General features: G+C 38.4%; 16 protein-coding genes. 11 read left to right on the top strand and 5 right to left on the bottom strand.

The genetic code is table 11. From position 1 onward, the window contains the following. Positions 1-323: 323 nt before the first annotated feature. Positions 324-1,193 (bottom strand): SDR family oxidoreductase, encoded by an 870-nt coding sequence (locus tag ACN6MT_RS23255; protein ID WP_419888268.1) that lies wholly within the window; start codon positions 1,191-1,193, stop codon positions 324-326. Between the two features lie 612 nt (positions 1,194-1,805). On the opposite strand from ACN6MT_RS23255, the gene ACN6MT_RS23250 reads away from it, so the two are divergent. Then, on the top strand, positions 1,806-3,050 hold the full coding sequence (locus ACN6MT_RS23250) for an endo-1,4-beta-xylanase (protein ID WP_419888267.1): 1,245 nt from the start codon (positions 1,806-1,808) through the stop codon (positions 3,048-3,050). Positions 3,051-3,124: 74 nt separating this feature from the next. Here ACN6MT_RS23250 and ACN6MT_RS23245 read toward each other — a convergent pair whose 3' ends face one another. Next, positions 3,125-3,565: a GNAT family N-acetyltransferase gene (locus ACN6MT_RS23245; RefSeq protein WP_419888266.1), complete on the bottom strand. Its 441-nt coding sequence runs from the start codon at positions 3,563-3,565 to the stop codon at positions 3,125-3,127. Positions 3,566-3,682: 117 nt separating this feature from the next. On the opposite strand from ACN6MT_RS23245, the gene ACN6MT_RS23240 reads away from it, so the two are divergent. The 7 genes from ACN6MT_RS23240 to ACN6MT_RS23210 all read left to right on the top strand — a co-directional run bounded on the left by ACN6MT_RS23240 (position 3,683) and on the right by ACN6MT_RS23210 (position 11,030). After that, complete coding sequence (locus ACN6MT_RS23240) at positions 3,683-4,135, top strand: MarR family winged helix-turn-helix transcriptional regulator (protein WP_419888265.1); 453 nt, start codon at positions 3,683-3,685, stop codon at positions 4,133-4,135. Between the two features lie 23 nt (positions 4,136-4,158). Further along, complete coding sequence (locus ACN6MT_RS23235) at positions 4,159-4,677, top strand: GNAT family N-acetyltransferase (RefSeq protein WP_419888264.1); 519 nt, start codon at positions 4,159-4,161, stop codon at positions 4,675-4,677. 131 nt (positions 4,678-4,808) lie between these two features. Further along, complete coding sequence (locus tag ACN6MT_RS23230) at positions 4,809-5,576, top strand: SDR family oxidoreductase (protein ID WP_419888263.1); 768 nt, start codon at positions 4,809-4,811, stop codon at positions 5,574-5,576. Between the two features lie 190 nt (positions 5,577-5,766). Next, entirely contained in the window at positions 5,767-5,949 is a 183-nt protein-coding gene (locus ACN6MT_RS23225; protein WP_063252828.1) for a Fur-regulated basic protein FbpA, read from the top strand. Positions 5,950-6,222: 273 nt separating this feature from the next. After that, positions 6,223-8,433: a catalase/peroxidase HPI gene (gene katG, locus ACN6MT_RS23220; protein WP_419888262.1), complete on the top strand. Its 2,211-nt coding sequence runs from the start codon at positions 6,223-6,225 to the stop codon at positions 8,431-8,433. Positions 8,434-9,384: 951 nt separating this feature from the next. Next, complete coding sequence (locus tag ACN6MT_RS23215) at positions 9,385-10,050, top strand: GntR family transcriptional regulator (RefSeq protein WP_419888261.1); 666 nt, start codon at positions 9,385-9,387, stop codon at positions 10,048-10,050. Positions 10,051-10,055: 5 nt separating this feature from the next. Further along, positions 10,056-11,030: a multidrug resistance efflux transporter family protein gene (locus ACN6MT_RS23210; RefSeq protein ID WP_419888260.1), complete on the top strand. Its 975-nt coding sequence runs from the start codon at positions 10,056-10,058 to the stop codon at positions 11,028-11,030. 98 nt (positions 11,031-11,128) lie between these two features. On the opposite strand, the gene ACN6MT_RS23205 is transcribed toward ACN6MT_RS23210, so the two are convergent. Beyond that, positions 11,129-11,749, bottom strand: coding sequence for a DUF2238 domain-containing protein (locus ACN6MT_RS23205; RefSeq protein WP_419888259.1), 621 nt, complete (start codon positions 11,747-11,749; stop codon positions 11,129-11,131). A gap of 276 nt (positions 11,750-12,025) precedes the next feature. Between ACN6MT_RS23205 and ACN6MT_RS23200 the strand changes: the two genes are divergently transcribed. Next, the gene (locus ACN6MT_RS23200; protein WP_419888258.1) at positions 12,026-13,468 is read left to right on the top strand and encodes a glycoside hydrolase family 1 protein; all 1,443 of its coding nucleotides are present in this window, start codon (positions 12,026-12,028) and stop codon (positions 13,466-13,468) included. A 61-nt stretch (positions 13,469-13,529) separates the two neighbouring features. Here the strand turns inward: ACN6MT_RS23200 and ACN6MT_RS23195 are convergent, their stop codons facing one another. Then, on the bottom strand, positions 13,530-14,837 hold the full coding sequence (locus tag ACN6MT_RS23195; protein ID WP_419888257.1) for a M14 family zinc carboxypeptidase: 1,308 nt from the start codon (positions 14,835-14,837) through the stop codon (positions 13,530-13,532). Between the two features lie 229 nt (positions 14,838-15,066). Then, entirely contained in the window at positions 15,067-16,896 is a 1,830-nt protein-coding gene (locus ACN6MT_RS23190) for a helix-turn-helix domain-containing protein (protein WP_419888256.1), read from the bottom strand. Positions 16,897-17,154: 258 nt separating this feature from the next. Between ACN6MT_RS23190 and ACN6MT_RS23185 the strand changes: the two genes are divergently transcribed. Beyond that, positions 17,155-18,294 carry an acyl-CoA dehydrogenase gene (locus ACN6MT_RS23185; protein ID WP_419888255.1) on the top strand — a complete coding sequence of 380 codons (1,140 nt, stop codon included), beginning with the start codon at positions 17,155-17,157 and terminating at the stop codon, positions 18,292-18,294. 44 nt (positions 18,295-18,338) lie between these two features. Next, complete coding sequence (locus tag ACN6MT_RS23180; RefSeq protein WP_419888254.1) at positions 18,339-20,309, top strand: acetate--CoA ligase; 1,971 nt, start codon at positions 18,339-18,341, stop codon at positions 20,307-20,309. The last annotated feature ends 76 nt before the right edge of the window (positions 20,310-20,385 follow it).

The raw sequence follows: 20,385 nt of genomic DNA, 5'->3' as shown, positions 1-20,385 counted from the left end.
GTGAATCTAAGTTATCTAAGAATTGAAACTGATTGCATATATTCAGGAGGATTATTATAGACGTGTCAAGTTAGTAAGTAATGTGTTAAAATGAATTTCCTTGGCAGGGGCAACAAAAAGAGCATAAAGGAAGCAGGGGGCATGTTTCATATTCCCTGCTTTCTTCATATCTTGAAATAAAAAAATCATACATAAGAAATTAAATAAACATTTAAGCGGACCATCCATATACCGGAGGTCCTTTTAAATTGGTGAAAAAACAAAATAAAACATTAATAGAAAACAGTAAGGAATTCCCTTATTTTAGGGCTGTTTTTAGCAACCTACCCATTAACGACTTGTCCACCATTAACATGCAGAATTTGTCCAGTTACATAGGATGAATCTGAATGTGAGGCGAGGTAGACAAATGCAGGAGCAACCTCCTCCGGCTGTCCAGGGCGCTTCATCTGTGAATCCTGTCCAAATTTACTTACTTCTTCCGCAGTAAACGTAGAAGGAATAAGCGGTGTCCAAATAGGTCCTGGAGCGACTCCATTTACCCTGATTCCTTTCTCAGCCAGCTGAAGGGCAAGAGACCTTGTAAAGGATGTTATGGCACCTTTTGTAGAAGAATAGTCGAGCAGCTTTGGATTCCCTTTATAGGCAGTGATGGATGTTGTATTAATAATGGCACTTCCTTCCTTAAGGTGAGGTAACGCCGATTTTGTTAAATGGAACATAGAAAAAACATTTGTCCGGAATGTCTTTTCCAGCTGTTCTGTACCGATATCCATAATGCTGTCCTGAGGGTGCTGTTCACCCGCATTGTTTACAAGGATATCAAGGCCGCCAAGCTCATCTACCGTTTGCTGTACAGCTTCTTTACAGAAGGATTCATCACCGATGTCCCCAGCAATTAATAGGCACCTTCCACCGTGCTCCTCAACCAGCTGTTTCGTTTCTTCGGCGTCATTGCTTTCATTTAAATAAATAATCGCAACATTTGCTCCTTCCTTTGCGAAGGCTATTGCTACTGAACGTCCAATTCCACTGTCTCCACCGGTAATAATTGCATTCTTTCCTTGTAACTTGTCGCTTCCTTTGTAGTTCGGATTTTCGGACTCCGGAAGTGGCCTCATTTCCTTCTCCATCCCTGGCTGCTGGTTTTGTTCTTGTGCAGGTAATTTGCTTGGGTATTGTTCATTGTTCATGAAAAATGATACCTCCTAAAAATATACTATGGTCATTCAGTACCCATTAGATAAAGGTAATAAACCCCATTATTGTTTCGATATCTTTTAATCTTATAAAATCAAAAAAAATGTAGAAAAATGGAAAACGAAAAATGTTACAGAGCTCGCGGGAAGGGGAATGATAAATATCAAATACAGCTCAGATGAATATTGTTGCAAGATATGTTGTTAATGGACCGAACAATACTCTTATGGGGGAATGGAAAATGAAAATCTTTAAACCGGAATGGCTTTCATTAAGCAAAGAAATCAAACTGAAACTAATTCGTTTAGCGATATTGGAAAACAAGAATAGGTACTTATCACGGTGATTAAGCAGTGCCATATTTGTGGTGCTGCTATTATTTTTTAAATTTGACATCGAATAGCCACATTGTAAATAATTGATACTTAATAAGGTAGTAAATAATACCTATTTTGGGGGTAACTACCTTTAAAAGTAAAAGTAAGACCTTTACTTTGTCTGGTATATAGACAAAGTTATTTGCGTTACAATAAATTCAGAAAAGGAAGAATTTTCACCTTAGCTTAGACTTTTCAAAAATCTATTAATAAAGAGGAGATTAAGACATGCTAAAAGTTTTACGTAAACCTATTATTTCTGGATTAGCTTTAGCTTTATTATTACCGGTTGGGTCAGCAGGTGCCGAAACGAATATTTCAAATAAGCCAAGTATTAGTGGATTAACAGCTCCGCAATTGGATCAAAGATACAAAGATTCTTTTACTATTGGAGCGGCGGTGGAACCCTCTCAATTGTTAGATTCAAAAGACGCACAAATGTTAAAGCGCCATTTTAATAGTATCGTAGCAGAAAATGTCATGAAGCCAAGCAGTCTACAGCCAGTAGAAGGGCAATTTAACTGGGAACCAGCAGATAAACTTGTTACGTTTGCGAAAGAAAATGGAATGGACATGCGCGGCCATACGCTTGTCTGGCATAGCCAAGTACCAGATTGGTTCTTTAAAGATGGAAATGGAAATTCAATGGTAGTTTGGCAAAATGGAAGACAAGTAGTCGCTGATCCAGCAAATCTTGAGGCTAACAAAGAGCTTCTATTAAGCCGCTTAGAAAATCATGTTAAAACGGTCGTATCACGTTATAAAAATGATATAAAATCTTGGGATGTTGTCAATGAAGTAATTGATGAGTGGGGCGGGCAGCCTGATGGTTTACGTCAATCTCCATGGTTCCTCATTACCGGGACAGACTATATTAAAGTTGCTTTTGAGACAGCCAGAAAATATGCTGCTCCAGACGCTAAGTTATATATCAATGATTACAATACAGAAGTAACACCAAAGAGAACCTATCTTTACAACCTGGTAAAAAGTTTAAAAGAGCAAGGTGTTCCTATTGATGGTGTTGGGCATCAGTCACACATCCAAATTGGCTGGCCTTCTGATAAAGAAATTGAAGATACGATTAACATGTTTGCCGATCTAGGATTAGATAACCAAATTACCGAGCTTGATGTTAGTATGTACGGCTGGCCTGTAAGAGCGTTTCCGACTTATGAAGCAATTCCAGGACAAAAATTCATAGATCAAGCAGACCGTTATGATCGATTATTTAAGATATATGAGAAATTAGGAGATAAAATCAGCAATGTAACATTCTGGGGTATTGCCGATAATCATACATGGTTAAATGACCGTGCAGATGTTTATTATGATGCAGATGGAAATGTTGTAACACTGCCAAATGCTCCATATACTAAAATGGTACCTAGATCAGGAAAAGATGCACCATTTGTATTTGATCCAGAATACAATGTAAAACCAGCCTATTGGGCAATTATCGACCACAAATAAGATAATAGAAAATCAGCTCCAAGGTTTTTGGAGCTGATTTTTTTAGATATATGGGTAACTCGACCTTACTATCATTATTTACTAGACAATTCTTTAAGCATAAGAATATGGGGGATACCATCCTCCATAAAGATATCAGATGCAGTCTGATAACCAAGTTTTTTATAAAAACCTTCCGCATGTGTTTGTCCATGTAATTTAACCTTCTTAGCTCCTCGTTCAGCAGCAATTCCTTCTAATGTGGCTAGAATGACTTTTCCAAGACCGAATTTACGGTATGGCTCGAGTATACAGATTCGCTCCAATTTTCCTACTCCATCGATGAACCGTAACCTTCCCGTTCCGACTGGTTGATCCTGTTGATAGACTAATATGTGTTCACAAAGCCCATCCAGTGTATCAAACTGATCAAATTCATCCTCTAGCGGTACGCCTTGTTCTCTCACAAATACTTCTTTTCGAATAGCAAATGTTTCTTTTAGATCTTCCTCAGTGGTTATTCTTTTTGCATTCATTCTATCAGTCCTTTTTATCCATTTATTTTTGTTGTAAATGCAACAAAAATAGGATACATTTAAATTATACCATCTTTATAGTAAATGCAACAAAAAATGAAAGGTAAGGAGTTTATCATGAAGGAGATTTTGCGAGAAATCGGAATGATCGCAAGGGCATTAGATTCTATCAGTAATATAGAATTTAAAGAATATGACCTTACAAAGGGGCAGTATTTGTACCTTGTCCGAATTTGTGAGAACCCTGGAATCATTCAAGAAAAGTTAGCTGAAATGATAAAAGTAGATCGAACAACAGCAGCCCGTGCCATAAAAAAACTTGAAATGAATGGTTTTATTGAAAAGAAAGAAGATGAACAAAACAAAAAAATTAAAAAACTTTATCCAACAGAGAAAGGGAAAACAGTTTATCCTTTCATAGTAAGAGAAAATAATCATTCCAATAAGGTTGCATTATCCGGATTTTCCGAAAAAGAAGTAGAAACTATTTTTAATCTTCTTCAAAGAGTACGAAAAAATATAGAAATAGACTGGGATTTTGTAAAAAAGGGGAACAAGAGAAATTACTGATTTATAAGGAGAGGCAGATATAAATGACGATTACTATAAAAAAGTGTACCCATGAGGATTTATACCAACTTCAAGAACTTAGTTATCAAACATTTAATGAGACATTTAAAGATCAAAACACACCCGAGGCGATGGAAGCCTATTTAGAAAAGGCATATAACTTAAAACAATTAGACAAAGAAATAGCCAATATTTCTTCTCAATTCTACTTTATTTTTTTTAATAATGAAGTTGCTGGATATTTAAAGGTCAATATTAATGACGCTCAGTCTGAAGAAATGGGTGACGAATCACTCGAAGTTGAGAGAATTTATATTAAGAAACAGTTTCATAAGCATGGGCTTGGGAAAGTCCTGCTAAATAAAGCTGCGGAAATTGCACTGGAATGTAGTAAAAAGAAAATCTGGCTGGGCGTATGGGAAAGAAATGAAAATGCGATCGCTTTTTATATGAAAATGGGATATGTGCAAACTGGAGCCCACTCTTTTTTTATGGGTGAAGAAGAACAGACAGACTTTATCATGACCAAATCACTCCAATAACATTTTTATTAAAGATTATAAGAGTTTACAAAAATTTCAATAATTATTTATTACCAGCAGCAAATGTCCATTGAAAAGAATTTATAATGTAGATAGTTGAATTCTTCATGGAAATGGAGTTGGCATGTACGATGAAGCATGTTGTAATAACGGGAAGTACAAGAGGAATTGGGTATGGACTGGCCAGAGAATTTCTACGATTAGGATGCAGGGTGACGATAAATGGACAGTCACAGGAAAGTGTGGTGGCTGCACTGCAAAGTTTAAGAATATTGTATCCCGATACTGTCGAGGGTTTCGCTGCAGCAGTAGGTAAACGAGACGAGATGGAGCAATTATGGAAATGCGCCGAAGAAAAGTTTGGCACGATCGATATTTGGATCAATAATGCAGGAATTGACCAAGAGCGGAAAAACTTTTGGGAGCTGGAAGAAAAGGCATATGACCAAATTCTTGATACCAATCTAAAAGGTGTAATGAACGGCTGCCATGTAGCCTTCAATCACATGTTAAAACAAGGTTCCGGCCAAATTTTTAATATGGAGGGCTTCGGCAGCAACGGGATGATGCGCGAAAAGATGACGTTATATGGAACATCAAAAAGTGCTGTCAGCTACTTTACCCGCTCTTTGGCTATCGAGGCCAAGCAGACAACTATTAAAGTAGGCACGTTAAGCCCTGGAATGGTTGCGACTGATTTTTTAAGGAAATCTCTTGATGAGCACAACCGGAAAATCTTCAATATTTTAGGCGACAAGGTCGAACCAGTAACAAAATTCCTTGCACAGAAAGTTCTCGGTAATCAAGAAAACGACGCCAGCATACATTGGCTGACCAAGCCAAAAGTAATGTGGCGATTTGCCAGCTCAATGTTTAAAAAGAGGGATATTTTTAATTGATATTTTGATAAAAAGACTGGAATAAATATTAAACAAACGATGGCGTTTCTACAATTAAGTGGAACGTCCTTTACTTTTTTTTTAATTCCTACTTTACAGATAGGAATTATAAGTTTATAATGAGATTAATCAAATAAACGAATTGTTGTATTCAAGGGAAAGACTTTGTAAATCTAAAGGAGTGTTTCTGATGAGAAAAAATGATGAAAAAAAGCGGCAAAAACTTATTAATAAATTAATTTTTTTAAATGTTTATAATAAAGATGATCAAAAGCTTTCCGAAATGTCACTATCAAAATTAGAATATGAGTATAGAAGATTTAAATTATCAAACCATCCGCATGATGTGTATGGGTCTATTCAATGGGTATAAATTAAATATGATTACCTTTCACTGCATGGTGTTTTTCACACCTGCAGTTTTTTTGTGCAGAAAACGTTCGGGATTGTCCATTTACCAGTATTGGAAAGCCTATGGTTTTAAGGTCCTTTGTGACAAGTTTGTGATTATTTTGCCTATTTTATCAATTTTTAGTAATAGCTTAGTAGAATATAAATAGAATAGTTATTGTCAGGAGTTTGTAGTTTTTGACCACTAGAAAGAATAATTATTTGTTCTTTATTTTACAAAGAGAGGGGAAAAACGATGGACGTTAAAAACAATGCTAAAGCAGAAGGGTGCCCGTTTCATCACGGAGGCGCTACTAGTAACAAATCTAGCGGCACGACGAATCAAGATTGGTGGCCAAACCAGTTAAATTTAAATATTCTTCATCAACATGACAGAAAATCTAACCCTATGGGAGAAGACTTTGTTTATACAGAAGAATTTAAAAAACTAGATTACTATGCTCTTAAGCAAGACCTTCAGGAGCTCATGACAACCAGTCAAGATTGGTGGCCAGCGGACTATGGACATTATGGTCCATTCTTTATCCGTATGTCATGGCACGCTGCAGGTACTTATCGTATAACAGATGGCCGAGGCGGAGGCGGAACGGGTGCACAGCGTTTTGCTCCACTGAATAGCTGGCCTGACAACGGCAACCTCGATAAAGCTCGCAGGCTCCTGTGGCCGATTAAGCAAAAGTATGGCAACAAGATTTCTTGGGCCGACTTGCTCCTTTTAGCAGGTAATGTTGCGATTGAATCCATGGGAGGCAAGACTTTTGGTTTTGGAGGAGGACGTGAAGACATCTGGCATCCAGAAGAAGATATCTACTGGGGAACTGAAACAGACTGGCTGGGTGATAATCGTTACTCAGGTGATCGGGAACTGCAAAATCCACTCGCTGCTGTTCAGATGGGACTTATTTACGTGAATCCTGAAGGACCAAACGGTAACCCAGATCCAGTTGCAAGTGCCCGTGATATCAGGGAAACCTTTGCACGGATGGGAATGAACGATGAAGAAACAGTGGCACTCATTGCGGGCGGTCATACGTTTGGTAAGGCGCACGGTGCAGGAGATGCTGCTCATGTTGGTCCAGAACCAGAAGCTGCTCCTATTGAAGCAATGGGCTTAGGGTGGTTAAGCACACACGGCAGCGGTAAGGGGCATGACACCATTACCAGCGGAATTGAAGGTGCTTGGACGGCTAATCCAACACAGTGGGACAATGGTTACTTTGATCTATTGTTTAAATATCAATGGTGGCTTACAAAGAGTCCGGCAGGTGCCTTTCAGTGGCTTGCTGTCAATCCTGATGAAAAGGATCTTGCACCGGACGCCGAAGATCCATCCGTAAAAGTTCCAACGATGATGACCACAGCGGATATGGCTTTACGCTATGATCCCGAATACGAGAAGATATCTCGTCGTTTCCATCAGAATCCAGAAGAATTTGCGGACATGTTTGCACGTGCATGGTTTAAACTTCTTCATCGTGACATGGGTCCTAAAGAAAGATATCTAGGTCCAGAGGTGCCAAAAGAAGATTTAATCTGGCAAGATCCGGTTCCGACTGTTGATTATGAATTAACAGACAGTGAAATAGAAGATCTTAAAGGGAAAATCCTAAACTCAGGATTAACAATCAGCGAGTTAGTGACAACGGCTTGGGCTTCTGCCAGCACCTTCCGTGGCTCAGATATGCGCGGCGGCGCGAATGGTGCACGCATCCGTCTTGCTCCACAGAAGGATTGGGAAGTGAATCAGCCGGAGCAGCTTGCAAAAGTGCTTCAGGTATTCGAAGACCTACAAGGTAAATTAAAGAAGGAAGTTAGCCTTGCTGATTTGATTGTACTAGGAGGCAGTGCTGCCATAGAAAAGGCTGCGCGTGATGCAGGCTTTGATGTAACCGTTCCTTTTGCACCGGGTCGTGGCGATGCTACTGAAGAACAAACAGATGTTGACGGCTTTGCCGTGCTTGAACCTATCGCGGATGGTTTCCGTAACTATCAGAAGGAGCAGTATAGAGTGAGTCCGGAAGAGCTTCTAGTGGATAAGGCACAACTTTTAGGCCTTACTGCACCAGAAATGACAGCTCTTATTGGCGGTATGCGTGTGCTGGGCACCAACCACGGTGGAGCAGAACACGGTGTTTTCACTAAGCGTGCAGGCACACTCACAAATGATTTCTTTGTTAATTTGCTTGACATGGGAATTGAGTGGAAGCCTGTAGAAGCAAACGTATATGTAGGACGTGATCGCAAAACAGGTAAAGTCGTCCGTACGGCAACAAGAGTAGACCTTGTGTTTGGTTCAAACTCTGTTCTGCGTGCAATTGCAGAGGTGTATGCACAAGACGATAACCATGAGAAGTTTGTACGTGACTTCATCGCTGCTTGGGTCAAGGTCATGAATGCAGATCGTTTTGATCTTAAGTTAAAGAGAGCTCAAAAAATAAGTATTTAACGTAACAAAACCTGGGACTTCCCAGGGATAAGCATGTGCCTGTCATTATGCTGTAAATTGTTGGTTTCTCTTCTACATAATTCGGTTGGAATGTTTTTCACATCATGGTCATTTCAACGATTGTCTTAGCTGAAGTTTATGTAGGAATTACCTATTTATTAGGGATTTAAGAAGAGATGCTTTTATAGAAACGGGTTCCGTTAACTATCGCAAACATTAAATATGTAATGTAGAATGACCTCCAAATTGTATGGTAATTTGGAGGTCTATTTTGCTGATATAAAGGGATTTTCATATTGTTCGGGGAGAATTTTGCAGTGCATTTACAATAGCCAATGTACCCGCAAAATATACTTCATTTTAGATTAGCCTTTGTTATAATTGAATGTTGATTTCACTACAAATGAAAAATAAACGAAAAAATTCCGGCTAATTTATGAAATAGCCATTTTTCCTTTATATAAGGGGAGCTTTTCCGTTTAAATTGTCAAAAACCATGGATTTTACCTTGTTTTGAGCAGTTAACCGGAATATCTCCGCTTATATCCACTCCTTAAGCTTCCCTATATATATTAGCAGGAAATTCTCCGCCTAATCTTATACCTGCAAGAAAATCGATACGAGAAGGCAAAATGATTTGTAACCTCGTCATATAAACGAAAAAATTCCGGCTAATTATGAAATAGCCATTTTTCCTTAATAATAAGGGGAGCTTTTCCGTTTAAATTGTCAAAAACCATGGATTTTACCTTGTTTTGATCAGTTACCCGGAATATCTCCGCTTATACTCACATCTCAAGCCTCCCTATATTCATTAGCAGGAAATTCTCCGTCTAATCCTATACCTGCAAGAAAATCGATACGAGAAGGCAAAAATGATTTGTAACCTCGTCATTCGAAATTTCAAAATGGTGGATTGTATTAAAAACCAATATGCGATATATTGGTTTTATGGAAAAAGATATGATAAAACCTATTAAGCGTTTGTCTCTTAGAGATGAAGTATATCAAACTTTAAAAAAATCAATTATCAACTTGGAATTACAACCTGATGAGCGTCTAAGTGACAAAGAATTAGCAGAAAAGTTTGGAATTAGCCGGACTCCTGTTAGGGAGGCACTTAAACGGCTTGAGGATGAAGGGCTTGTTGAGTCACTGCCGGGATCATCTACTCGCGTAGCACCATTAAAATTAGAGGAGGCGAAACATGCGTTTACCGTGGTAGCAGCTTTACATGCATTAGCTGCTCGACTTGCAAGTCCATTATTGAAGGAATCGGATATTGAAGATTTAGAGCTTAGCAATAAGACGTTAAGACTAGCAATTGAAGCTGGTGATGTGATTAAGGCCATTGAGGCAGATGGGTCTTTTCACAACGTTTTCCTAGACCTGGCTGGGAACCCTGAAATTGCATTCGCATTGGATCGTATTTTGCCTAAAATTCAACGACTTGAAATCTCACAATTTATTTCAGTTAAAGGATTAAAATCGGTAGAACAGCACAATCAAATTATTTCAGCATGTAAAAATCAAGAGTTTGAAAGAGTAGTCCGTTTGGTAGAAGATAACTGGCTAAGTCTTGGCGAACTTTTATCACAGCGAATCGAGCCGAGGTGAGTTCAGTGAAATCAATACTATTAGGTATTTGCGCAGCCTTCTTTTTTGCTTTTACATTTGTTCTTAACGCGTCGATGGAGTTATCTGGAGGTAGTTGGATTTGGAGTGCCTCGCTCCGGTACATCTTTATGGTCCCATTTCTTTTGTGTATTGTCAGTATGAGGAAAAACCTACGGCCGCTATTAAAAGAAATGAAAGAAAAACCCGGAAAATGGCTGCTTTGGAGCTTTGTGGGCTTTGGGTTATTCTATGCTCCATTGTGTTTTGCCGCTGCATATTCACCGGGTTGGCTGATCGCGGGAACATGGCAAATTACCATCATTTCAGGCGCATTACTGACACCTTTATTTTTTGAAACGATTCCTACAAAGAATGGACCTATACAAATAAGAGGGAAGATTCCCTTTAGAGGACTTGTCATGTCCTTGATCATTCTGTTAGGGATTGTACTCATGCAAATGGAACACGCCAAGCAACTTTCTTTTGAAAATGTATTACTGGGAGTAGTTCCGATTCTAATCGCTTCATTTGCCTATCCGTTAGGAAATCGCAAAATGATGGATGTAAGTGAAGGGCGTTTAGATGCGTATCAACGCGTGTTAGGAATGACATTAGCAAGCCTTCCATTTTGGCTGATACTTTCTTTCTATGGATTGTTTACCGTCGGGTTACCAAGTGGAGGGCAAAGTTTTCAATCTTTATTGGTGGCACTTTCTTCAGGTGTCATTGCAACTGTGTTATTTTTCATGGCCACAGATATGGTAAGAGGAAATATGCAAAAGTTAGCCGCTGTTGAGGCCACGCAATCTATGGAAGTGGTTTTCGCATTAGTGGGGGAACTACTATTTCTTTCAATACCTTTTCCAACCCTATTATCTTGGATTGGTATTTTTGTGGTCATCTTAGGGATGATTTTGCATAGCTATCTAACAAATAAAAAGGTTGAATCTTATGTTAATCATTCAATAAATGTAAACTGATTTTATTTGCGAATATGATTCTAAATTAATTGTTAATCATTTGAAGAACAATAAAACACTCATAAATGTTGTTAAATCAACATTTATGAGTGTTTTTGTTATTTGGATTTTTCCAATTGCTTATAAAGGATCTTTATGAAAAGAAGCGAAAGAATTGAACCCGCTAGTAAAAGTGCCATATCCTTCTGAGCGTCCCATATGTCTCCTTGCATACCTAAAAAATCTTTTGTGGCTTTCCCTTCTTTCCCAATTTTTGTACTTAACCATTCTATGATTTCGTAGAAAGCCCCTATTGAAAGTGTTATACATAGAGCAATAAAATTTGTCGTTTTACTTTTTAATAAAACGGTTTTCCTTAATAATAGCTCGATTATAACAAGGACCATAAGCCCCTTAAGAAAATGACCAAACCGATCATAGTTGTTTCGTTGTAAATCAAAATAATCCTTAATCCATGTAAAGAGAGGAACTTTGGCGTAAGAATAATGCCCTCCGATAAACGTTAAAATGACAAGAAGAGTAATAATGACATAGGAAACAGTGGTTAGCCGAAACTGATTATATCTTGATACTAAGAATATTAAAACTAATACGGAAGGGGAAATTTCCATCATTAAAACCTTATAACCTTCCTCAGGCTTAATCAAGGACCAAATAAGTACCAGAATCACAACAAATAACAAGAGAAAATGTATCGAACTCCCTTTTTTTCGTGACATTCAAATCACTCCATCAGAAAACATAATGTATTTAGTATTAGCTAAACATTTAAATAGTATTGAGGAGAAAAAAGGGTAAAATTGTAAAACCTCGTTTAGATAAATCAGGGTGACCTGTATCATAGATAGAAGAAGTTAATGACTCTAGTTTATATCACTAAAATACAGAATAAAATGGTCGAATACTACAAATGATGGTAAGGATTATGAAAAACAAGCAAAGACAATAGAAATATAACAGGATATAACATAATCTATCGATTGGAGGATAAAGGGTTGATTTCTAAACAAGAGGCATTTCCTAAAGGTTTTTTATGGGGCGGGGCAACGGCTGCTAACCAAATAGAAGGTGGATTTAATGAAGGAAACAAGGGCCTAAATATTGCAGATGTACTGCCAGGTGGAAAAGAGCGTCTTCAAATTTTAATGTCAGCTGGGTTCAACTTTGAAATCAATCGTGAAAAATACACGTATCCAAATCATGAAGCCATTGATTTTTACCATCGTTACAAGGAAGATATCGCTCTGTTTGCGGAAATGGGCTTTAAAGTGTTTCGGATGTCGATCGCTTGGACAAGAATTTTTCCAAATGGTGATGAGTCAGAATCAAACGAAGAAGGGTTGGCCTATTACGACCGGGTTTTTGATGAATTACTCAAGTATGGAATTGAGCCTGTGGTAACCATTTCACATTATGAAATGCCGCTGCATTTGGTAAAAGAATATGGGGGCTGGAGAAGTCGACAGGTCGTGAGCTTCTTTGAAAAATATGTGAATGTCATCCTTCTGCGTTATAAAGATAAAGTGAAGTATTGGATGACCTTCAATGAAATTAACGGTGCCTTAAAAATGCCAATTATGAGTATGGGCTTTTCTCCAAAAAATGAGGAAAGTCGTTACCAGGAGACGTTTCAGGCATTTCATCATCAATTTGTTGCTAGTGCTATTGCAGTTAAGGCCTGCAAGGAAATGATTCCAGAAGCAAAAATTGGCTGCATGATTCTTTTTGCACCTGTTTATCCTTTCGATAGTAATCCTGAAAACATTTTGTATGCGTTGAAAGAAGAGGAACTTTTTAACTATTTCTGTGGTGATGTACATGTGCGCGGGGAATATCCAGCTTTCATTAAGCCTTTCTTTAAAGAGAAGAACATTGAATTAGAGATTCAAGACGGTGACTTAGATTTAATCAAACAAGGCACGGTAGATTATATTGGTTTAAGTTATTACATGTCTCGTACGGATAAAAAAGGAAAGTCTGAAGAGGAAAAATCACAAGGAAATATTGTTGGCGGCGTAAAAAACCCATTCCTTAATGCTAGCGACTGGGGATGGGAGATTGACCCGGTTGGTTTACGTATCAGCTTAAATAAGCTTTATGGAAGATATCAGATTCCACTATTTGTGGTTGAAAATGGCTTAGGGGCACATGACCAACTGGAGAGTGATGGTTCTATCCATGATGAATACCGGATTGATTACCTCCGTGACCATGTGAGGGCGATGGGAGAGGCAATAGAAGATGGTGTGGAATTAATGGGTTATACAAGCTGGGGCTGTATTGATTTAGTCAGTATGTCAACCGGCGAAATGTCGAAGCGCTATGGATATATCTATGTCGATAAGAATGATGATGGAAGTGGAACACTGGAAAGAAGAAAGAAAAATTCATTCCATTGGTATAAAAAAGTCATTGAAAGCAATGGAGAGGTTCTTTAATAGTAACTAAAAAAAGCTGACCCCAAAAGAAATTGTTCCTTTTGGGGTCAGTCTCTATTACTTAATCTCTTGTCGTAGGGTCTTCAATTCTATTCGTGGATTCTGGAATGGCATCATAAATCGCTGTATCCACATCATGAATCGATCCATCTGCAAGCCCTTTAAATACCTCAAATAATGGTACTTTTACGGTTTCTTTTAACATACCGGCTTGTTTTTGTCCTAGAGTCTGGCTTTGACCTTTGATTTCAATCAGCATGATGGCTGCATCATTTAAAGCAAACGCTCCAAGTGCTGTACCTGGAAGGTTAACGTCAGGATACTTTTGAATGGCGCCATAATGCGAGTTCCCTCTTTGAAGAGCAAGATTGGCGAGCGCATTTACTTGTTTACCAAGCTTTAATACCTCTTCATCCACTTCATATTGTTTACCTGAGAATGGATCGGTGTATGGATCGGCTACAACTGCCGCCACTTGGACTGGAACGGATCTGTTGTCCTCATCAGAAAGTGTATTAAATCCACGGTGGTGAACATCTACATAAACATCAGGTTTAAATTCTTTAAATACACTTGTAACCGTTCTAGCTTCCGCTGTTACATAAAAGCCGCCATAATTACTGTTATTTGTTGCTTTGCTATTTAAAAAAGCTGCAACTTTACTTTTATCTTCATCTTCCACTCTAAAATCTAAGTTAGGATTGTAGTCTCGGTTTTGGTCGTAACCAGGGATTCCATATACCACACGGCCATCATTTGCCTGACCTCTTTCACTGCCATCGGCATTATAGTACCAAGGCGCCAAGGTTCCTGCAGGAAGAGCTATATTTTCTGGAAGCCAGGTTTGGTGTGTATAACGAGTAGGGTACCATTTTCCTTCATATGTATTATCTGATCCTTCTGGATTAATTCTTGGCATAATCCAAATAGACACATTTTCTAGTATTTCATCGATTTCCTGTCCGCCGCTTGATAGTTTTTGAATAATATCAATCGCAGCCTCTGTTCCAATTTGTTCGTTACCATGAATCTGCGTCGTAATTAAAATTCTTTTTTTGTTTGGATCGGCATCACCGAATTTGACTACATACAATGGATCTCCTTTGTCTTCTTCGGTTTTATATCCATCTAACGTATGGTTTGAATATCCGACTACTTCTAACTTCATTTTCCCTTTAGAGGACGCTTCCAGTTTCTGTAATGTTTTGGTTAGTTCCTCATTAGACATGTAGCTTGATAAAGAGATATTTTGTTCTCCCTCAATATAAGGTCCGTTTGGATTTGATTGAGGTCCAGCCAATGCAGTTGTTGAAAGTGTCATGGTTAATGCCATGGCGGCTGGCATAACAGCCTTTGAAAACTTTTTCATAGATATTCCCCCCAGTATGTTTAGCTGCCATTTCTTTCGGGTATAGAAACAAATGGTAGTTATAGAGTATATTACCAGAGGAGGAAGTTTTTATTAACTGAAAAATCCCTATATTTAGAAAAATGAACCAATAGAACTTGTTCTATTGGTTCATTTTAGACAATATTACCCAATCTTTTCTATCAAAAAGATAGGCCTTTTTCCTGCTATCAGGTAATTGCTTTTCTTATTAGTCTTTGGATGTCAGTAATGGATCTTTATCTTTTATGAACTGATAAATATTTATCGCTAAATGAATATTAAATAGCGATTGACTATCATTCAGGTCTGTTACGAGAATTTCTTCAATCCGCTTTAGCCGATAGCTTAAGGTATTGGTGTGAATATGCAAGGAGTCTGCCGTTCTCTTGATGTTTTGATTTTGGTCTAAATAAACAATCAGCGTGCTTAATAATTCACCTTTTCTTGATTGTTCGTACTGAATAAGAGCTCCTAATACTTCTTGGATAAAATCAATCAATTCTTCCTTGGAATTTTGCAAAATAAACCTTTGAACCCCAAGGTCTGTATAACTAATGACTCTATCATCAAAAATGTAGTTTTTGAGAAACGTAATACACTTAGTCGCTTCGACAAATGACTCATGGACAAGTGTAAGTCCTTGCTTCATTCTTCCAATCCCAATGGATACGTCGATCTCACTATATTTATTCGTAATCTCAAGTTGTAACTTTTTTGCAAGTTCCTTAATTTCAGCCACAATATTGGATGAAGAAACTCTTACATCCAAGGATAGAAGGGCAACGATTTGATTTTTTTCTCGTACTGCCGTTACTTGAAAGTTCCTTCCTAGCAATGTTCGATTGGTCATATGGAGCAGATTTCTAATAACGGGTTCACTGATCACATTTTGCTCGTTTACCTTATCTTTCGCATTCATAATAATCGCCACGTAGTTCCAGTTCGGATCAAACTGTAAATTCTTTGCTTTCTGAATCAGCAGTTCATCAATTTGTCCTGAAAAAAGTTTGGTTACGAATTCTCCTCGTAAACGCTGTTGTGTTTCAAATACCGCTTGCTCTTTTACAAGTTCAAGTGAAATCACCGTACAAGCATGTTCAAGAGCGGCGATATCCACTTTACTTACTTTTTGTTTAGAAAGGATGATAAGACCGCCAAGAGACTTTTGTTTAGAGCCAAGGGGCAGTACAACCAATTGGTATGTATCGTCTATTAAAGTTATTTCGGAAACAGTATGTGAGTTTTCTAGTGTTAAGATAATCTGTTTTGCATACGCTTTCATAAATTCGGTCATTTCAACCGAAAAGGAGGAATCGCAGGCAGAAGCCTTAAGTTCGCCAATTTCGTCAAAGAGAAACAGATGCTGTCCAATTGATTTATGTATAAAATTCAAAATGGATTGAATACCTTCTCCATTCACCACAAGATTTGCTAAGTTTCTATGTATTTCAATAGAGTGGGAAAGCTTATGAACCATTCTTTCCTTCTCGAAAAATAGTTTGGATTTTTCCAAGGCAACCGCTGCTTGGTGACCAATCGCTTCCAATAAATGAATATCTTCTTGCTTAAACTGCAAAGACTGTTCAAATGAGTCTAATGTAATAACACCGATACATTCTCCCTTTTGTAAGATAGGGGAGGAAATAACAGAGGTAAAATGAAAATTACTCGGAATTGCCTGATCCAATAAATCTCTATTATGTGGAGTCAGTGTAGACAGTGCTTGTTTTACTTCTTCCTCATCCCAAAAAATGAGACATTTTTTCGCAGCAAAAGCCATCCCCGTCATCGATTCACCACTAACAAGTTTAATTTGCCTGAAGATATGAGGATAAAATAATCCTTGCGCTGATTTAGCGATTAGTCGGTTCTGTTTTTTGTCAAAAATCCATATCGAGCCGCCGCCAGCCGCTTCCACCACAGAGATGGTTTCGCTCATGATGGATTCAAAAATTGAATTTATATCCAATTTGGAATTAATAACGTTGGAAACATGGATTAAGGACTTAAGTTGCCGATGAGTTAATGTATCTTGCACCGTTTCATCACCCTTCCTCTATGAAATGTCATTTACATATCGATCCAATTTTATAAATTTGTGTAAAAGACACAAATTTATCACATCTATATTCATGAAAAGGTACATAGCATAATATTGCTAATCGTTATATTCTGATTATAAGAAAATTTGGAATGTATTGAAAGGGGGGCTGCACGTAGAAAAAGAGTTTAATAGGTTGTTTTTCATTTTTTATTTCTAAAAACACTCATAATTGGTGAAAGGAGTTGTAAATAAATGAATTTTGATTTAACGAAAGAACAAGAGATGATCCGCAATTTAATTCGGGACTTTGCTGATGCAGAGGTAGCTCCTGGTGCAGATGAACGTGATCGGACGGGGGAATTCCCTAAAGAGATTTTCGCAAAATTATCAGAGCTAGGTATCATGGGTCTTCCATTTCCTGAACAATATGGCGGCGGTGAAGCAGACACTGTCAGTTTTGCAATCGTCGTTGAAGAACTAAGCCGCGTTTGTGCCTCCACTGGAATTACATATTCAGCACATATCTCATTAGGCGGGGCTCCACTTAATCTATTTGGTACCCACGAGCAAAAAGAAAAATACTTAACCCCTATTTGTACGGGAGAATCCTTCGGTGCATTTGGATTAACAGAACCAAATGCAGGCTCCGACGCAGGGGGAACTCAAACAACAGCAGTTCTTGATGGAGACGAGTGGGTGATTAACGGCTCAAAGTGCTTCATTACAAATGCAAGCTATGCCAAGCACCTGGCAGTGACTGCGGTAACAGATCGTTCAAAAGGAATCAATGGGATCAGTGCATTTATTGTTCCTACCAATGCAAAAGGATTCACCGTGATTGACAACTACGAAAAAATGGGTCTTCATTCCTCGAATACGACAGAACTTATCATAGACAATGTAAGAGTTCCTAAAGAAAATCTGCTAGGCACAATTGGAAACGGTTACAAACAATTCTTAGCTACACTTGATGGCGGCCGAATTGGAATTGGTGCCATGGCGGTAGGGATTGCTCAAGGAGCATATGAAAAGTCACTTCAATATGCAAAAGAAAGAAAGCAGTTTGGAAAAAGCTTATCCAATTTCCAGGCCATCCAATTTAAGCTTGCGGATATGGCAATGAATATCGAATTGGCGCGGAATATGGTCTTCAAAGCAGCCTGGTTAAAGGATCAAGGACGAGTATTTAAGAAGGAAGCTGCATACGCAAAGTTATTTGCTTCGGAGATTTGTATGCGTGCATGCGACCAAGCGGTTCAAATTCATGGCGGATATGGATATATGAAGGAATATCAAGTTGAGCGATTCTTCCGCGATGCAAAGCTATTGGAAATTGGTGAAGGAACATCTGAAGTTCAACGAATGGTCATTGCGAAACAAATTGGATGTTAACGTATTTTATGGTGAATAAATATCATTGTTAAAGGAGCCATATTATGGATATCAGTGGAATTTTACAAGTTGTTTCAAATAGTAAACTCATTTATCCAGCAGAAGAGAAAGTACGTTCAACATCGATTGGCAGTACCGAAGCTTTTCAAGAACTTCTTAAACAATCTCAACAAGATCCTGCAACATTCTGGGATACTGCAGCACGTGAACTTGTTTGGTATGAACCATGGAATGAAACCATTAGTGGAGAACTTCCTGATTTTCGCTTTTTTACCGGCGGTATAAGTAATCCGAGTGTAAACTTACTTGATCGGCATATTGAAAATGGTGCAGGGAATCGAACTGCTTTGATTTGGGAAGGGGAAAACGGAGACAGCAAATTTTATACCTATAATATGCTTCTTGCGGAGGTTAATCGGTTTGCCAATGTTCTAAAATCATTCGGTGTAAAAAAAGGCGATTGTGTCGCTATTTTTCTACCAAATTTAGCAGAAGCGATTATATCTGTTTTAGCTTGTTTTCGAATTGGGGCCATTTACAATACGATTTTCTCAGGTTACTCCGAAAAATCATTGTCAGACCGACTCATTAATTTTGAACCAAAAGTTTTGATTACTGCGGACGCAACTGAACGCAGGGGAAAATTGATTCCTTTAAAAGAGAAGGTTGACAATGTTGTCCCATCGATTGCTTCCATAGAAGCTGTCATTGTTGTAAATAGATTAGGTTCAGAGGTTCAAATGAAAGAAGGCCGGGATTACTGGTGGCATGAACAGACAAAAGCAGCAAGCATTGTTTGTGAACCTGAGAGATTAGAAGCGAATGAGAGCGGTATTGTATTTTATACTAGCGGTACCACAGGGAAACCAAAAGGTGTTGTACATTCCGGCATGGCTTTTGTTATTCAGAATTATATATATGCCAAGTATCATATGGATCACCATGATGACGATGTTTTCTGGTGTACCGCGGATATCGGCTGGTTAACCATGCATATTTGGGGGATTACTGGTGCCTTAGCAAATGGTGTCACAACCGTTGTCTATGAAGGAGCAGTAGATTATCCAGCAAAAGACCGTTTCTATCAAGTGATTGAAAAATACAGGGTGAATAAACTATTTACTGCCCCAACTGCATTAAGAATGTTAAAGAGTATGGGAGAAAAGGTATTAGAGAAATTTGATCTAACTTGCCTGGATGTTATATCCCTTGTTGGAGAGCCTTTCGATCCAGAAACCTGGTATTGGACATACGATGTGTTAGGTAAGAAGAAAGTATATATAAACAATACTTGGGGGCAGACGGAAACAGCAGGGTCGCCTATCGCAGGAGCAGCATGGCTGACGCCAATGAAACCAGGTGCTGCAGGTACTGCCTTTTTAGGTGCTGTTTTTGATGTCGTGGATGAAGAAGGAAATTCAGTTCAACCTGGAAGGTTAGGTAATCTGGTTATTCGTAAACCATTTCCTATGCTATGCCGTACCCTTTGGAAAGAACCTGAGCGCTATTACGCCTCCTATTTCAGTCAAGTGGATGGCTGCTATTATGCCAGCGACCTGGCGTTGATTGATCAGGATGGCTATTTATGGGTAGTTGGCCGTTCGGACGATGCGTTTAATGTCGCAGGACATCGATTAAGTACAATGGAGATGGAAAGCGCTGTACTAGAAATTGAGGGTGTTGCTGAAACGGCAATCATCGGAATACCTGACGAAATCAAAGGAGAAGTTCCGCTCGTTTTTGTCCGTCTTGCCGATGGTTATCAAGAAACAGCAGAATTAAAACAGCAAATAAATGCCCAGATTATCCAACAAATTGGCAAGATTGCTGCTCCAAAATCGATTATTTTTACAGATATGCTGCCGAAAACAGTAAGTGGAAAAATCATGCGCCGCCTATTAAAGGAAATTGTTGTATCAGGAAAGGTTCAAGGCGATATTACAGGACTAGAAGACCCAGCTACTGTTCTTCAAATACAAAAAATTGTTGCTGAAAAAGCAACAGCAAAAAGGTAGTAAGGAGAGCTGTCATTTGTCAGGAAACTGCCTGGCAAATGACTGGTTTCTTATTTAAGATTAGGAGTTTTTGATA

It is taken from the genome of Neobacillus niacini (assembly GCF_048572935.1).
GTDB classification, from domain to species: domain Bacteria; phylum Bacillota; class Bacilli; order Bacillales; family Cytobacillaceae; genus Neobacillus; species Neobacillus niacini.
The sequence above is the reverse complement of the archived record's forward strand: the minus strand, read 5'-3'. Positions and strand labels throughout refer to the sequence as shown.

What these genes read in the sequence shown, in the direction of transcription:
- ACN6MT_RS23255 (WP_419888268.1), bottom strand. Translation starts at nt 1,193, where the DNA reads ATGAACAATGAACAATACCCAAGCAAATTACCTGCACAAGAACAAAAC.
- ACN6MT_RS23250 (WP_419888267.1), top strand. Translation starts at nt 1,806, where the DNA reads ATGCTAAAAGTTTTACGTAAACCTATTATTTCTGGATTAGCTTTAGCT.
- ACN6MT_RS23245 (WP_419888266.1), bottom strand. Translation starts at nt 3,565, where the DNA reads ATGAATGCAAAAAGAATAACCACTGAGGAAGATCTAAAAGAAACATTT.
- ACN6MT_RS23240 (WP_419888265.1), top strand. Translation starts at nt 3,683, where the DNA reads ATGAAGGAGATTTTGCGAGAAATCGGAATGATCGCAAGGGCATTAGAT.
- ACN6MT_RS23235 (WP_419888264.1), top strand. Translation starts at nt 4,159, where the DNA reads ATGACGATTACTATAAAAAAGTGTACCCATGAGGATTTATACCAACTT.
- ACN6MT_RS23230 (WP_419888263.1), top strand. Translation starts at nt 4,809, where the DNA reads ATGAAGCATGTTGTAATAACGGGAAGTACAAGAGGAATTGGGTATGGA.
- ACN6MT_RS23225 (WP_063252828.1), top strand. Translation starts at nt 5,767, where the DNA reads ATGAGAAAAAATGATGAAAAAAAGCGGCAAAAACTTATTAATAAATTA.
- katG (WP_419888262.1), top strand. Translation starts at nt 6,223, where the DNA reads ATGGACGTTAAAAACAATGCTAAAGCAGAAGGGTGCCCGTTTCATCAC.
- ACN6MT_RS23215 (WP_419888261.1), top strand. Translation starts at nt 9,385, where the DNA reads ATGGAAAAAGATATGATAAAACCTATTAAGCGTTTGTCTCTTAGAGAT.
- ACN6MT_RS23205 (WP_419888259.1), bottom strand. Translation starts at nt 11,749, where the DNA reads ATGTCACGAAAAAAAGGGAGTTCGATACATTTTCTCTTGTTATTTGTT.
- ACN6MT_RS23195 (WP_419888257.1), bottom strand. Translation starts at nt 14,837, where the DNA reads ATGAAAAAGTTTTCAAAGGCTGTTATGCCAGCCGCCATGGCATTAACC.
- ACN6MT_RS23185 (WP_419888255.1), top strand. Translation starts at nt 17,155, where the DNA reads ATGAATTTTGATTTAACGAAAGAACAAGAGATGATCCGCAATTTAATT.
- ACN6MT_RS23180 (WP_419888254.1), top strand. Translation starts at nt 18,339, where the DNA reads ATGGATATCAGTGGAATTTTACAAGTTGTTTCAAATAGTAAACTCATT.